This window comes from Halomonas sediminis, assembly GCF_044871105.1.
Classification (GTDB): Bacteria; Pseudomonadota; Gammaproteobacteria; order Pseudomonadales; family Halomonadaceae; genus Vreelandella; species Vreelandella zhuhanensis.
In genome coordinates this window covers 109227-123015 of sequence record NZ_CP085246.1, presented here as the reverse complement: position 1 = coordinate 123015, position 13789 = coordinate 109227, and the positions used below count along the sequence as shown (strand labels likewise).

The window sequence follows — 13789 nt, the reverse complement described above, 5'->3', positions numbered from 1 at the left end:
ATTGCTTACTCCTGTTCACTGGGTTCAGCACGCCTTGCGTTGCTATTACTTGTGCTTATCGGCGACGGATAACACGACTTTAATTCACTTAGCTCGCCTCAGGTCGAAACAGCCACTTCGCCCACTGGCTTTCCCAAACTTTCCAATACGTTACCTCGAATCAACGTCCCCAGATTTTCTCGGGTAGGCGATTCACTCACCTGGGTGAGCTGCACTTCCACTGGGTTACCCTGGTCATCAAGGCGCTGAATCCATGCCAACTGATCACTGGAAAAACGCACCAGGGACCCAATCGGCAGCACCTTGAAGTGTTGTACATACCGTTTCATCCAGCGTGGATCAAACTGCTGGGGATGGCGCAGCAAATGGCGGTAAATTTCCTGGACGGTTCGCGCAGGCCGGTCAATTCGGTCACGGCGCATTGCCTCGACCACATCCACTATGGCGCTCGCCCTGGCCAATTCGTGCAGTTCGTCCCCCACCAATCCCGCTGGGTAACCACTGCCGTCCATGCGTTCATTGATGCCGCCGATCACCGCCGTGGCGATCTTTCCGGAAAGCCAGGTGCAATGTTTCAAGCGCTCCAACAACAAGGGCACATGTTCGCTCAGTGTTTGCCGATGGGGGGCTTCAAAGCTTGCCGCCTTGAACAATAGTTGCGGCACCAACACCTTGCCCAAGTCATGCACCAGGGCGCTGGCGGCAATCGCTTTACGCACATCACCGGGAATATTTCTCCCCACCAGATCCAGAAGATGAATCGCCACGGCAAGCCCGTGCCTCACCAGCAAGGGTTCAGGGGTCATGCAACGCGAAGCAAACAGCAGCGCCTCCCTATCCTCATCGTGCAATACCAATAAGCGATCGGTATACCGGGACAGTTGACGCGATTCGATATCCCTGCCTTGCTGCAACGCCAGCATCTGAGCATCCAGATAGGCGGCCACTTTTACCAACCGTTGCGTCATGGGCGTCGCATAGCGCTTGAGATCACGGCGGCCAATGGCCTCATTGGCCGTATTTTTACCTTTTTGAGGCTCGAACAACGCTGAAGGCAAACGGCCCCCCTGCCCCTCTTTTTTATAACGCGCCGCTTCACGTTCGATTTCACAGACGAAATACCAGAGCCGGCGCTCTTGCTGAGTACTGCAGCCGTGAAAACGGCATCCTAGACGTAACAGCCTGTGATCCGCATCGGTTTTCTGGTGGCAAGGCGTGACGTCAGCAAGAAAATGCGTGCCATCCGGAAAGTGCAATTCAACCTTCAATAAAGGCGGGCAAGACGCCAGGAGGCCACTGGCCGCCATCGGCAATTCGAGCTGGCAGCCGTCTTGAGATAAATCGCGTAGATCCCCCTGAACGGCCATTCCCTCATCGTCGTACAGGGTAGCGACGACCGCCATGCCCATACGCAGCTCGGCACGAAAGGCTTCGCGCCGTTGCAGAACGTCCAGGTAGTCGGGGTACTCGCAGCAACACAGAAAGCGCCCGCCGGAACGGCGGGTTTCGGTCAGCACCAGGGGCGGGGTTCGCACGAGCTTGCCTTCGGTTTGGCCACTCAAACGAAACGGCGCGCCTTCCTCCAATTCCTCGAGCAAGTGAGCCACCGAGGAAAGGTCCATGACCAGCATCTGAGCCGAATGCTGCTCCATCAACAGCATGGGTTCACGCCCAGCCTCGGCCTGCTCCAGGCGAAGTGACACACCCCCGGTTTCCACAAGCGCGTTCAGCAGCGCCTCGATGGAGGCGGCCCCGGTTACTTTTTCAAACTCGTCTTGCTGCGCTGCCATCCTCGCCTCGCTTTCCTATCACTCGGTGTTAATCCACGAGCGCAGCAGGATAACAGATGCTGCCACAAGGACGTATCCAGATAAGCAGCATCCGTGACTCGCTCTTTCTCACTGAGACCGTCTGCAAATCGGGCAAGTGGCTGGATAATTTCCATGAATTGAAAAACCGGCGGCACAAGGCATTAAAGTTTTCATTGCAAGTGCCGATTTAACATTGTGAGGCTACAAAAACAGCACGGCAGCACGCCTTTCTTGTACAGCGACGCTAACCACTGCCGGCGCAGACGCTTGAAGAGGAACGACATGCCATGAGTTCACCGCTAACAGACGCCACCAGCAGCCTATCGTCTTCCGCCCTGCACGATTTGACTCCCAGACAACGCCTGGAAAGTGCACTGGATAAACTTCCGGCGCCGGGCAGTGTTCTGGGCGATGCACAAAGCGACACTCGGACCATTACAGCCGACGAACTGGTTGAGCCTATTTCGTGCATCAATGAGGTCATGCATCCACATGGCATCGAGTTTGATTTGGTTGAAGAGCCTGCCCGTGTCATCACAAAAGTGGTTGATCGCAACACAGGCGATGTCATTCGCCAGATTCCTAGCGAAGAAGTGCTGTTGATTGCGCAAAGGCTCGAACAACTCCATGGTCGTTTAATAGAGTCTGAAGCCTGATGCGCTGAAAGGCGCACCTCAGCCCCTGACCCTTTGTTACCAAGCCTTACACTTATTTTTCATGCTGGCCCTAAAGAAAACAGCCGAGGTGCCGTTACTTGATACAACGGCACACAATGTGGCCGAGTAGCAGGCCCAGCGGGCCACCGTCTCGTTAAGGAGAACCACACCATGTCAGTGATCAATACCAACATCACATCGATGATCGGCCAGCAAAACCTGAATGAATCAAAAAACGCACTTACCACCTCCATGGAGCGTCTGTCTTCTGGCCTGCGCATCAACAGTGCCAAGGATGATGCGGCCGGTCAGGCCATCGCCAACCGTATGTCTTCCCAGATTACTGGTCTGTCTACTGCACAGCGTAACGCCAACGACGGTATCTCCGTCGCGCAAACCGCTGAAGGCGCACTGAACCAAGTTAACGATAACCTGCAGCGTGTGCGTGAACTATCTGTTCAGGCGCAAAACGGTACTAACTCTCAGGACGACCTGAAGTCTATCCAAGCAGAAATTGAACAGCGTCTGACCGAGATCGATCGCATCTCTGAGCAAACCGACTTTAACGGTACCAAAGTCTTGCAGCAAGATGGTGCTCTAAAGATACAAGTTGGCGCCAACGACAATGAGACGATTAATATCGACTTGGAGAAAATTAATGCGAGCTCTTTAGGGCTTGATGGATTTAAAGTCAGTGGTGACCAGAAAGCTACTCTTAATGATATGACTGAAGAGTTTGGCGCAACCGGCTATTCTGAATATAACGTCGATGTTGATGGTACCCCTACAACAGCTCTTCGGGTAGATTTAGATAATGGTGATGTCACACTTGCTGATGGGACAACGGCCGTATATACGAGCGCCACTGATGGTACAGTCACCCAAAATCTGACTAATAATTCAGCTGCTGGTGATGCAAATGTAGCAGATGATTTTGCAACTAAGTTTGTTTCTGCGAATCAAAACGATAGTCTTTCGTTTGGTGGAGTTGAATGGACAAAAACCGATACAAGCGTCAACGCTGATGGCAATGGTACGTTTGAAGCAACTATTGATGGGTCAACAGTTGTTGTGAGTGTTGCGGGAGCTAACACAGGTACTGGCGGGGCACTTACAGTTGACACCGGCGCTCTTCATTACGACGATCCGGCTATTTATACAGCAGGGACAAGCCTCTTTACAAGTGAAGCTACTAACGAAGCTGCTACAGCAGCAACATTGGAAGTTGCTGGAGGGTCTAAGACAGGCTCTGTTCTTGATATTGGGGGCACTGCATATACGGTAGATGGCGGTGGAGTAGTAACAAATACCGCAGCGGATGTGATGTATGTGCAAAATGCTGATAGTCCGAGTCAAGCTCTCATAACTGAGGACTTGGCTAATCAAGCATCACGAAACCCTATGGAAAAGCTTGACTATGCACTGAGTAAGGTTGACACCCTGCGTTCTGACCTAGGTGCGATTCAGAACCGTTTCGAGTCTGCCATTACCAACCTGCAGACCAACGAGACTAACCTGACCTCTGCCCGTTCGCGTATCGAAGATGCAGACTACGCGGTGGAAGTCGCCAACATGACTCGCGCGCAGATTCTGCAGCAGGCCGGTACGTCTGTATTGGCACAGGCTAACCAGATTCCGCAGTCTGTGCTGTCTCTGCTGGGTTAATAGTCTGTCAGTAGATGCATGACAGCTTGGGCTGGCCTTCGGGTCAGCCCATATTTTTGAATATTTTTTTTATTTTCTTATAAGGATATGAGATGAAGAAGATAGATATCATGTCGATGTTCGAAGCCATGGGAGAAGAATCCTTGGGTGATGGCGCCAGGCTTGTTGGAAATTCTGATGTCATCGACATAAAGAAAGAATTAGTTGAGATGATCCTTGTGGTCCAAGGAATGGCGACGGTCATTTACAAGGATTCGGGGCAGAAGGAAGTGATCTCGGTATCTAGAGGTGAAGCATGCTTCTTTGGAGTTCATGATGAGTCAGTGATTCTTCAGGAGGATAGCTTGGTTCTGGTTATTGACAAGGGGATTAAGAAAAATGCAGATCAAAGTGGGGCAAAATTTGGTCTATTTGGTAAAAAAGGAAAAGCCGATAGGAAGCGCGGGAAGAGTGAGGATGGTGTCTGCGAGGAAAGTTTTGAGCAGGTGAGTAAGAAAAGTATTTTGAGTGACATGATGCCCAAGGTTCGGCAAGCCTGGTACCAAGTCGCCGGGCCACTCTCTGCAAGCGTTATTAACGATGAAAATCGGTTTAAAGAGCTGGCCTCAACAGTCTATATGGTTCTGCCAATGCCAGTCAGGATGGTGGTAAGAGAGGAGTTTTTCATCAATTGGTGCTACGAAAAGCGACATATACTATTGGTCGAAACACCAAAAATTGAGCTGGAGAATAATGATTCTCTCGTTATGCTGACCGACGGTAGTGACGTTCATGATCAACTCTTTGTCGATCAAGTTGAAGACGAGATAAAGTCGGAGTGAATGTCGTTGCGAATTCAGTTGGGTATTGACTCTGTGACTGTTAATGACCACCAGCAGGTAATCGATCAGCTTCAGGGCGTGATCGACGAAACTCAGCAGACCCTCGAGCGTTTCGAGACCACAGGTATGGACGAGCAGATGCGTGGAGACTACGACAAGCTGCTGGCCATACTGGATTATGCCGTGAAGCAGCATCGGAACATACCTTGGCGATGGCCCCGGATACGCTATTAACCCTGCGCTTGCTGATAACCGGCACGGTGCAGGGCGTAGGCTATCGCCAGTGGCTGGTGGATGAGCTGACGCAGCGCGAGCTAGCGGGCTGGGGTCGCAACCTGCCCGATGGCGGTGTCGAAGCGGTGATTCACGGCACCCTGGAACACCTGCAACCGCTGTGCGATGCGGTACCCAGTGGCCCGGAAACCGCCCAGGTAACCGGCGTGGATATCAACCCCTGGCCCGGTGATACCCCCGAAGGCGTGGAAATTCGGGAAACCGTTGAGCCTGAGAGCTGAGATTGCCGTGTCATCGCGAACGCAGCGAAGTGATCTTGGGGTTGCCGCGTCGCTTCCAGGCCGATATAGGGTGGAGGGTGATTTATCGCGCGATGTTTTTGTTTTTTTGGTGGGCTGAGCCTGTGAAGACCTCGCCCGCTGAAGCGGCCTCCCACCTGGTAGTTGGGTTAGGTGCTGGAATTCGGCAACCCTCGCCCGGCGGATACCGTTTCTGGTTAACTATTGAAGAAGAGGGCGGGACTAACGCCGAATCGCTTGGATAGCGCTTCGATATGGCGGCGGGTAAGGTCTCGTTCCCTGCGGTTGAGGATCTTGGAGACCAGCGACTTGCTGCCGATCTCGGGCAGGTCCGCAACACCCAGCCCGTGCTGATCCATCAAGAACCTGAGCATATCCACTGCATCTTGGGACTGAACGCCAGCGTTGAACTCGGCGAATGTCTCTGAGGTATTCTCCCACTCCTCGATGGCATCGGTAAGGCGCTCGATAAGGGTGGTATTGTTGTCAAAATCGTCGATCAAGTCGTCAACGATGTTCAGCGCCGCCTGATACTCTTCTTCGGAGTGGATGCGTGACAGGAATGGAACGGCTCGGAAAACGGCCTTGGCTTCTTCGAGGTAGGCGATGGCGTTCATTTATCTGCCTCCTTGGCATACCGACGGCAAAGCTTGTCGTATTCGGCATGTGTTGTAATGTGTTTCACGTATAGGATCTGTTGCTCGAATGAGATAAAGGCGATCAGTCTCAGGTTGTTTCCAGCAATGTCTATGATCCACCAACGGTCCTTGTAGCGGAAGTTATCCAGACTCGGGAGTGCCTTCTTGAGGTCATTTGGTGAATGGAAGCTCTCGGATCTCAGTAACTTGTATGTTCGTTGTATCGAGGGTGCATCGTTTGGATATTTCTTGGTCGCCTCGTCGAAGACTTTTTTCGTGACTATCCGCATCGCCCCTCCTGAGTACTGACAGCAGATTAGTTCACTTGTTTCCTTTTTGTCAACAAGGTGAGCGGTCTGTCAGGCCTGAGATTGCCGCGTCGGCTTCGCCAAGGCTTGATACAGGGTGGGAGGGCGATTTATCGCGCGATGTTTTGGGTCGCCAAGCCTGAAACCCCTCGCCCGCTGAAGCGGCCTCCCACCATGCGGTTGGGTTAGGGTGCTGGAATTCGGGAACCCCTCGCCGCTGAAGCGACCTCCAACAAAGGTTAGGCCGCGTGCGGGCGAATGCCGTCAAAACGACCTTTGCGCTTGGCCTGCTCCAGGTCGTAGGCATTTTGCAGCCGCAGCCAGTAGCCTTCGCTGGTGCCGAAGTAGCGAGACAGGCGCAGGTCGGTATCGGCGGTGATGGCGCGCTCGCCACGGGCAATCTGGCCGATACGGGTGGCCGGTACGGCGATGGCGGTGGCCAAGGCGTTCTTGGTCAGCCCCATGGGCTCAATGAAGTCCTCAAGGAGGATCTCGCCCGGGTGGATATTGGGCAGTTGTTCAGTCATGGTCGCCTCCTCAGTGATAGTCGACGATTTCGATATCATGGGCACAGCCGCCATTGGTCGTTGATGCGCGGATGCTGTACTGACCTTCACGGTCACCATGCAAGGCCTCCAGTCGATTGCCGGGTGGGATGCGCAGATCATCAAGGTTATCGGCAGCATCCAACTGGCGCAATTTCTTCAGGGCATTGCCCTGCATTCAATATAACGCGAATCGTCATATGACGCAACGCGGCATACTCAGGAAACCCTCGCCCTGAGATCTAAGATGGCCACATTACTTGTTATATAACGGAGGATGACCCCTTGCTCCACGTCGCTCACGCCACTAAAGGCAGGTCGCCGCTGACCTCCTTGAAGCCACGCTGGCGGTGCGTACTGGCTCAGGCCAACCAGATCCCGCAGAACGTGCTGTCGCTGCTGGGTTAATCTGAGGCTTGGCATCGATAGAGCATTCGCTTTATCGCTAAGTGATACAATGAACCGGCTCCCAAGTGGGGCCGGTTTTTTTCGATGAATAACAAAAGGGAGCCCAATGTGAATGACCGCCACGTCAGTATCTCGGCGTATGAGGTCATGTATTCCCTCATACCTAAGCTCAACACCATCGAAAAACAGGTGAAAAGCACCTTGGCTGCCCCCAGCGCTTTCACTCAAGACGCAGCACACCAACAGCGTTACCAGACGCTAAAAAGCGAATTTGAGCTGGAGCTTCTGATGATACGCATGAACCTGGAGCACCTGCTTCAGCGTTATGCAACGGAACTCGAAGCGGTGACGCAAGGTTCACGGCATGATATTTACCTGACCCTCGATACCCACGAAGCTACCGCTATTGATAGAGCCAAACAGCTTTATCAGCGTATCCAGGCATGGCAAACCCGTGATGACTCATGACCCCTGCTGATCACCAGCGCCTGATCGATAAACTGCAAGCGGTGATCGACGAAACGCAGCACACCCTTGAGCGTTTTGAGGCAACGGGGATGGATGAACAGATGCCAGAAGACTATGGCCAGTTGCTGAGCATTCTGGATGATGCCGTGAAGCAGCAGCGCGAACATACGCAGGCAATGCTGAGTTAAATCACTATCGGTGCATATCTGAGCGACCGTTCCTGCATGCCTACCGCTGGCGTTTTGCGTGTGGAAAGGCTTTTGACAGGAAAATTTCTCAAGTTCGCCCTCATCCCGCCGATAGGGTTAAATTAACCACAGTGCATTAACCAGTATCTTGATGCAGGTGCCACGAATAGGTACCACAGGTATCACGAAAAGGACGGCATGATATGGCTTCAATTTCTTCACTCGGCATCGGCTCCGGCCTGGACCTCAATAGCCTGCTTGATCAGCTCAAGGATGCTGAACGAGGCAAGTTGGCCCCCATCGAGCGACAACTGGAAAGCCAGCAGACCAGAATTTCCGCTTACGGCCAGTTGAAAAGCGGCCTTTCCAGTTTCCAAAGCGCGATAGGCAAGCTCAACGATTCCTCCCTGTACTCAAGCCTCTCCGCCAGCGTGAGCGGTGAATCGGTAAGTGCTACCGCCACCGCCGAGGCTAACGCAGGACGCTACGATGTAGAGGTCATTCAGCTGGCCACCGCCGGCAGCCTTGCCACTACGAGCGTCACGGATTCGAATGCCCCGATTATCGATGCTAATAACGACCAGACCCTGACCTTGAGTTTCGCCGGGGCGGAACCGGTGGATGTGGATGTTATCGTTGGCGCTGGTAGCAGCCTGGAAGATATCCGTGATGCCATCAACGCCAAGGAAGATAGTGGCGTTTCCGCTTCTGTGATCCACGATGGTGAAGGTTACCGTTTAACCCTGAGTTCGACCGTAACCGGTGCCGACACTTCGATCCAAGGAATCACTTTTAACGGGTTAACCGGCGAAGGAGCGGGCCTGGCCGTTGACACCAGTATTCAAAACACCGCCGGGCAGGATGCCTCTCTCAAGGTAAACGGCGTAACAATCACCAGCTCCATCAATGAAGTCAAAGACGCCATTCAGGGCGTGACGCTCAACCTACAGGAAGGTGGTAACGCCACCAGCACCGTGGTGGTGGAGCAAGACACCCTGGCGGTGCGTGAGGCCGTGACGGGCTTTGTAAAGGCGTTCAACGACCTGAAAGGCAGCATTGGCGAACTGACCGCCTTCGACAGTGAAACCGGTCAGGCCGGTGACTTGCTGGGCGACAACACCATACGCACGGTGGAATCGCGCCTGCGGGGTGTTTTGGGTGGCGGTGTAGCCGACGGCCAGTTTTCCATGCTTTCCAACGTGGGCATTTCGCTGCAGTTGGACGGCAGCCTGGAAATCGATAGCGACAAACTCGATGACATCATCGCCAACGACCAGGGCGCCCTGGCCGAGTTCTTCGCCGGCACCAGCGACGATACCGGCATGGCCGGCAAGCTGGATACCACCGTCGGCCAATTGCTGGGGTCCAATGGCGCGGTTCAGGGCGCCATCAGCGGGGCGGAAAGCAGTATCGAAAGCCTTGGCAACCGTTACAGCCGCATGGAACAAAGTATCGACCGAACCATCGAGCGCTATCGCACCCAGTTCGGCCAGCTGGACAGCATGATTGCCCAGATGAATTCTACCAGCAACTACCTGACCCAGCAGTTCGATGCGCTGGATGCCCAGTTAGGCCGCAAGTAACGCAAGGATAGAATCAATCACACCTGCATATTCATGACATCCCGATACGATGTGACCAAACGATTACGCACCTGCAAACCCATTTGAAACGCCACGCTGGCTTTTTGCATATCGACCATCAGGTCGTTAAGTTCGATACCCGGCTCGCCGGCTTGAAAGGCCACGGCCTTGGTGTTGGCATTTTGTTGCAACCGATTGATACGCTGAATGGATGCCTGCAACTCGCTACCAAAACTTCCTTGGCCTACCGAGGTCGTCAGTTGCTGGCCTTTGAGCTCATGCCCGGCTGCCTGCGTGGCCAAGCCTTGCATCTGCTGTAACGCCGACTGGATAGCGGGTGCACTCATTGAGACGCCTCGAATAGCCAAAAATAAAATAATGCGGGTAGATTAACACCGCTCACCAATGGCTCGTGCGTGCAAATACGCCCGGAAACCCAGGCTTTTCTTTCCTTTAGGCTCGACTCCCAACCGGATAATGGCGTTCATCATAATTCCGCCTCATCATTTTGGCGGACAACCGCGATTGACGGATGCAGCCTATGCCTTGTTTGGTGATGCGCCTTGACCGCCTGCTGGTTTGCGCTTTTTCGGAGAAGTACGCATGAGCGAAGCCAGCACGGCCCCCGGCCGTCAGAACAGCACGACCCATAAAAAAACCACTGACGGAACAACGGATACCGAGCCAAAAAGCGCCTCCTCCAGGGATCGTATTGTCCAACAGCTGCGCGGCAATCCTCTGGTAGCCCTGTTAATAGCAGGTGCTGCGAGCATCGCGGTGGTGGTCGCTCTACTGCTGTGGGCGTCCAGCCCGGATTATCGGGTGCTTTATACCAACCTGGAAGAAGCGGATGGCGGTCGCATCATCACCGAGCTGGAGTCGCGGGGCATTCCCTATCGTTTCAGTCAGGGTGGGCGGGCCCTGCTGGTGCCGGATGAGAACGTGCATGCCCTGCGCCTGCAACTGGCAGAACAAGGGCTTCCCAAGGGCGGCAACGTCGGCTTCGAGCTGATGGAAACCCAGGCGTTTGGTATCAGTCAATTTGCCGAACAGATCAATTACCAGCGTGGCCTGGAAGGTGAGCTCGGGCGCTCGATCGAATCGCTGGGGCCGGTGGAAAAAGCGCGCGTCCATCTGTCCATGGCCAAGCCCTCGGTCTTTGTCCGTGACCGTGAGTCCGCCAAGGCCTCGGTCGTGCTGACCTTGCTACCCGGTCGCGTACTCGGCGACGGCCAGGTCAGCGCCATCGTGCATATGGTCTCGAGCAGCGTTCCCGAGCTTGCGGCAGAAGACGTGACCGTGGTGAATCAGGATGGGCGCCTATTGTCTGCCGATTCCCGCCAGAACAATGGTCTTGACGGTACGCAACTGAGCTATATCGCCGAAGTCGAGCGCTCCTACCAGCAGCGCATCGAGCGTATCCTGACACCGCTAGTCGGCAGCGATAACGTGCGCGCCCAGGTGGCGGCGCAAATTGATTTCTCGCGTCGGGAAGAAACCTCGGAACGTTACGGCCCCAACCAGCCGCCCAACGAAGCCGCCGTGCGCAGCCGCCAATCCAGCCTGTCTTACGATGGGGATGAGGCACTGGCCATGGGCATTCCCGGCGCCCTCAGTAATACCCCGCCGGGTGCCGCCCCTTCGCCTATCAACCTTCCCGATGTTGACGAGGAAGGTCTGGAAGGTCTGGACGAGGAACAGACCCAAGCGCTGCAGGCATTACGCAACCTGCGCCAGGATGATGTCGTCAATTACGAAGTCGACCGTAGTATCGAGCATATACAACACCGCCGAGGCCAGATCGAACGCCTGACCGCCGCCGTGGTAGTCAACTTTCGTGACGAGCTCAACGAGGCGGGAGAATGGGTGCGTGTTCCCCTGACGGAGCTTGAAGTCCAGCAGATCGAAGGGCTGGTACGCCAGGCCATGGGGTTCTCTCTGGCGCGTGGCGATGCAGTGGATGTGGTCAATAGCCCCTTCAGCCGCGCCGAACAAGAAGCAGCACTACCCGAATGGTGGCAACGTCCGGAAATTCTGGACATGGCAGCCAACCTGGGGCGCTACTTGCTGGTAGCTCTGGCCATCTTGCTGCTTTACCTCTTGATTCTTCGGCCGCTGATAAAGCGCTACACCCAGCCGCCCCTCATGGCGCAAATGCCGGGCGGGTTCCAGGTGAACGTAGGCGAAGACAGCGAGGAAAAGGAAAACAAGGCGAGCGAGAAGGCGAGCGAGGATGATCAGGACGTCGAGGATACCTACAACAAGCCGAAACGTCAGCGCAAGACATCGCTGTATGAACACAACCTTAATGATCTACGCGAAATGGCCCAGGAAGATCCTCGCATGGTTGCCATGATCATTCGCAGCTGGATGAACACATGAGTAATGCTATCGCCGAGATGAGCGGTGCTCGCAAGAGCGCCATCCTTTTACTGGTTCTGGATGAAGACAGCGCTGCCGAGATCTTCAAATACCTGGGTGCCAATGAAATCCAGGAAATCAGCATAGAAATGAATCGCTTGCAACAGGTCTCCCATGAAGAAATCAAGCTGGTGCTGGAAGCCTTCCACAAGCAAACCGAAGAGTTCGTTGCGCTCAACCTTAATTCCAGCGAGCACATACGCTCGATTCTGTCCAAGGCACTGGGTAACGAGCGCGCCTCGAGTCTGATCGAGGATATTCTCGAAACCACTGGCAGCAACTCCGGTATCGATGCGCTCAACCTGATGGAAGCCTCAATGGTCGCGGAACTTATCCATGACGAGCACCCTCAGATCATCACTACCATTCTGGTACATCTTGAGCGTCATCAGGCGGCCAATATTCTGGAGCTGTTCGAAGAAAAATTGCGCAACGACGTGGTGCTGCGTATTGCCACGTTCAGTGGCGTTCAGCCGGCGGCACTTCAGGAATTGACCGAAGTGCTTTCCAGCATGCTGGAAGGCCAGAACCTCAAACGCAGCAAGAAGGGCGGCGTAAGAACCGCAGCCGAAATTCTCAACCTGATGAATTCCACTCAAGAAGATCTTGCTATCGAGATGGTGCGTTCGCACAGCGACGACCTGGCCCAGAAGATTATCGACGAGATGTTCCTGTTCGAAAACCTGTTCGACCTGGACAACCGTGCGATTCAGATGGTGCTGCAGGAAATCGACACCAACTCTCTGGTGGTGGCCCTCAAAGGCGCTCAGGACAGTCTTGTCGACAAATTCCTGCTCAACATGTCCCAGCGTGCTGCCGTTCTGATACGTGAAGACATGGAGGCACGCGGTCCGATTCGGGTCTCTCAAGTCGAAACCGAGCAAAAGGCGATTCTTCAGGTGGTACGCCGCCTGGCCGATGCCGGCGAGATAGTGCTGGCTGGCGGAGACGATGCCTATGTCTGATCCACGCGCCCCTACGTTCGATCGCCACGGCGATTGGCGGCGCTGGCAGATGGGCGAACTGCCCAAGCCGTCAAACGGGGCCATCCCTACGCCCCAGGAAGATCCCGCCTCGCAACAGCGAGGTAACATTCAGGCCGCACAGAAGGCCGCCGAACAGGCACGTCAATGCGAACAGCAAGAGCGCCAGGCGCTGGATGACAGGATTCGCCAGCAAGCCGAACGAGAAGGTCACCAGGCAGGGTTCGACCGCGGCCATGCCGAGGGGCTTGAGCAAGGTCTGGCAGAGGCACGCAAACAAGCGGAGCAAGAGCTGCAACAACAGCTCAAGGCCAACTTAAGCCCCATCAAGACCCTTGCCGAGCAATTTAGCAACGCCCTGACCCAGCTTGACGATGACGTCGCCCACGACTTGGTGGAGCTCGCCTTGGCCACTGGCAAGCAACTTGCCGCAGAGGCGCTGAGCGAAACCCCCGACCATATCCTGACGGTCGTTCGCGAGCTTTTACACAGCGAGCCTCCCTTAATCGGACAGCAGCGATTATGGTTGAACCCAGACGACCACAGGCTCGTCGATGAGCACCTGGGGCTTGAGCTCGACGCTGCCGGCTGGAAGCTGCAGCCGGATGACCAACTGCCCCGCGGAGGCTGCAGAGTGACCAGCGCCCAAGGTGAATTGGACGCGACGTTCGAAGGGCGCTGGCAGGCGATAAAGGCACAGGTACGCAAGCGTCCTCCCGGCACAGCAGATGCCTTGTCGTCCTCCACAAGCTGAGGTCACT

The 13789-nt window shown here is 54.8% G+C and carries 18 protein-coding genes; 12 read left to right on the top strand and 6 right to left on the bottom strand.

Going from position 1 to position 13789, the window contains the following annotated elements; genetic code table 11:
• Positions 1–98: 98 nt before the first annotated feature.
• Positions 99–1790, bottom strand: a complete 1692-nt coding sequence (locus LG290_RS00595; RefSeq protein WP_499835820.1) for an HD domain-containing phosphohydrolase — start codon at positions 1788–1790, stop codon at positions 99–101.
• A 308-nt stretch (positions 1791–2098) separates the two neighbouring features.
• Between LG290_RS00595 and LG290_RS00590 the strand changes: the two genes are divergently transcribed.
• The 5 genes from LG290_RS00590 (at position 2099) to LG290_RS00570 (ending at position 5468) form a co-directional block, all read left to right on the top strand.
• A complete protein-coding gene (locus tag LG290_RS00590; protein ID WP_499835819.1) occupies positions 2099–2467 on the top strand; it encodes a flagellar protein FlaG in 369 nt (122 codons plus the stop codon).
• Between the two features lie 171 nt (positions 2468–2638).
• A complete protein-coding gene (locus tag LG290_RS00585; RefSeq protein ID WP_499835818.1) occupies positions 2639–4132 on the top strand; it encodes a flagellin N-terminal helical domain-containing protein in 1494 nt (497 codons plus the stop codon).
• A gap of 92 nt (positions 4133–4224) precedes the next feature.
• Positions 4225–4953 (top strand): hypothetical protein, encoded by a 729-nt coding sequence (locus tag LG290_RS00580; protein WP_499835817.1) that lies wholly within the window; start codon positions 4225–4227, stop codon positions 4951–4953.
• The gene (locus LG290_RS00575; protein ID WP_499835816.1) at positions 4954–5187 is read left to right on the top strand and encodes a hypothetical protein; all 234 of its coding nucleotides are present in this window, start codon (positions 4954–4956) and stop codon (positions 5185–5187) included.
• Positions 5166–5468, top strand: a complete 303-nt coding sequence (locus tag LG290_RS00570) for an acylphosphatase (RefSeq protein WP_499836994.1) — start codon at positions 5166–5168, stop codon at positions 5466–5468. Before LG290_RS00575 ends, LG290_RS00570 begins: the two co-directional genes overlap by 22 nt.
• Before the next feature lie 215 nt (positions 5469–5683).
• Here LG290_RS00570 and LG290_RS00565 read toward each other — a convergent pair whose 3' ends face one another.
• The 4 genes from LG290_RS00565 to LG290_RS00550 form a co-directional block, all read right to left on the bottom strand.
• Complete coding sequence (locus LG290_RS00565; RefSeq protein ID WP_499835815.1) at positions 5684–6103, bottom strand: helix-turn-helix domain-containing protein; 420 nt, start codon at positions 6101–6103, stop codon at positions 5684–5686.
• Positions 6100–6414, bottom strand: coding sequence for a type II toxin-antitoxin system HigB family toxin (locus LG290_RS00560; protein WP_499835814.1), 315 nt, complete (start codon positions 6412–6414; stop codon positions 6100–6102). Before LG290_RS00560 ends, LG290_RS00565 begins: the two co-directional genes overlap by 4 nt.
• A gap of 257 nt (positions 6415–6671) precedes the next feature.
• Positions 6672–6959: a HigA family addiction module antitoxin gene (locus LG290_RS00555; RefSeq protein ID WP_499835813.1), complete on the bottom strand. Its 288-nt coding sequence runs from the start codon at positions 6957–6959 to the stop codon at positions 6672–6674.
• A 10-nt stretch (positions 6960–6969) separates the two neighbouring features.
• Positions 6970–7155, bottom strand: coding sequence for a type II toxin-antitoxin system RelE/ParE family toxin (locus tag LG290_RS00550; RefSeq protein ID WP_499835812.1), 186 nt, complete (start codon positions 7153–7155; stop codon positions 6970–6972).
• 107 nt (positions 7156–7262) lie between these two features.
• Here LG290_RS00550 and LG290_RS00545 point away from each other — a divergent pair, with 107 nt between their 5' ends.
• The 4 genes from LG290_RS00545 (at position 7263) to fliD (ending at position 9624) form a co-directional block, all read left to right on the top strand.
• Positions 7263–7385, top strand: coding sequence for a hypothetical protein (locus LG290_RS00545; RefSeq protein WP_499835811.1), 123 nt, complete (start codon positions 7263–7265; stop codon positions 7383–7385).
• A gap of 108 nt (positions 7386–7493) precedes the next feature.
• A complete protein-coding gene (locus LG290_RS00540; RefSeq protein ID WP_499835810.1) occupies positions 7494–7853 on the top strand; it encodes a hypothetical protein in 360 nt (119 codons plus the stop codon).
• A complete protein-coding gene (locus tag LG290_RS00535; RefSeq protein WP_499835809.1) occupies positions 7850–8041 on the top strand; it encodes a hypothetical protein in 192 nt (63 codons plus the stop codon). The genes LG290_RS00540 and LG290_RS00535 overlap by 4 nt, the downstream gene beginning before the upstream one ends.
• 203 nt (positions 8042–8244) lie before the next feature.
• Positions 8245–9624, top strand: a complete 1380-nt coding sequence (fliD, locus tag LG290_RS00530) for a flagellar filament capping protein FliD (protein ID WP_499835808.1) — start codon at positions 8245–8247, stop codon at positions 9622–9624.
• A 17-nt stretch (positions 9625–9641) separates the two neighbouring features.
• On the opposite strand, the gene fliE is transcribed toward fliD, so the two are convergent.
• Positions 9642–9971 (bottom strand): flagellar hook-basal body complex protein FliE, encoded by a 330-nt coding sequence (gene fliE / locus LG290_RS00525; protein WP_499835807.1) that lies wholly within the window; start codon positions 9969–9971, stop codon positions 9642–9644.
• Between the two features lie 256 nt (positions 9972–10227).
• On the opposite strand from fliE, the gene fliF reads away from it, so the two are divergent.
• The 3 genes from fliF to LG290_RS00510 are packed head-to-tail and all read left to right on the top strand — an operon-like array spanning position 10228 to position 13782.
• On the top strand, positions 10228–12006 hold the full coding sequence (fliF, locus tag LG290_RS00520; RefSeq protein ID WP_499835806.1) for a flagellar basal-body MS-ring/collar protein FliF: 1779 nt from the start codon (positions 10228–10230) through the stop codon (positions 12004–12006).
• On the top strand, positions 12003–13010 hold the full coding sequence (gene fliG, locus LG290_RS00515; RefSeq protein ID WP_499835805.1) for a flagellar motor switch protein FliG: 1008 nt from the start codon (positions 12003–12005) through the stop codon (positions 13008–13010). Before fliF ends, fliG begins: the two co-directional genes overlap by 4 nt.
• Positions 13003–13782, top strand: coding sequence for a flagellar assembly protein FliH (locus tag LG290_RS00510; RefSeq protein WP_499835804.1), 780 nt, complete (start codon positions 13003–13005; stop codon positions 13780–13782). Before fliG ends, LG290_RS00510 begins: the two co-directional genes overlap by 8 nt.
• The last annotated feature ends 7 nt before the right edge of the window (positions 13783–13789 follow it).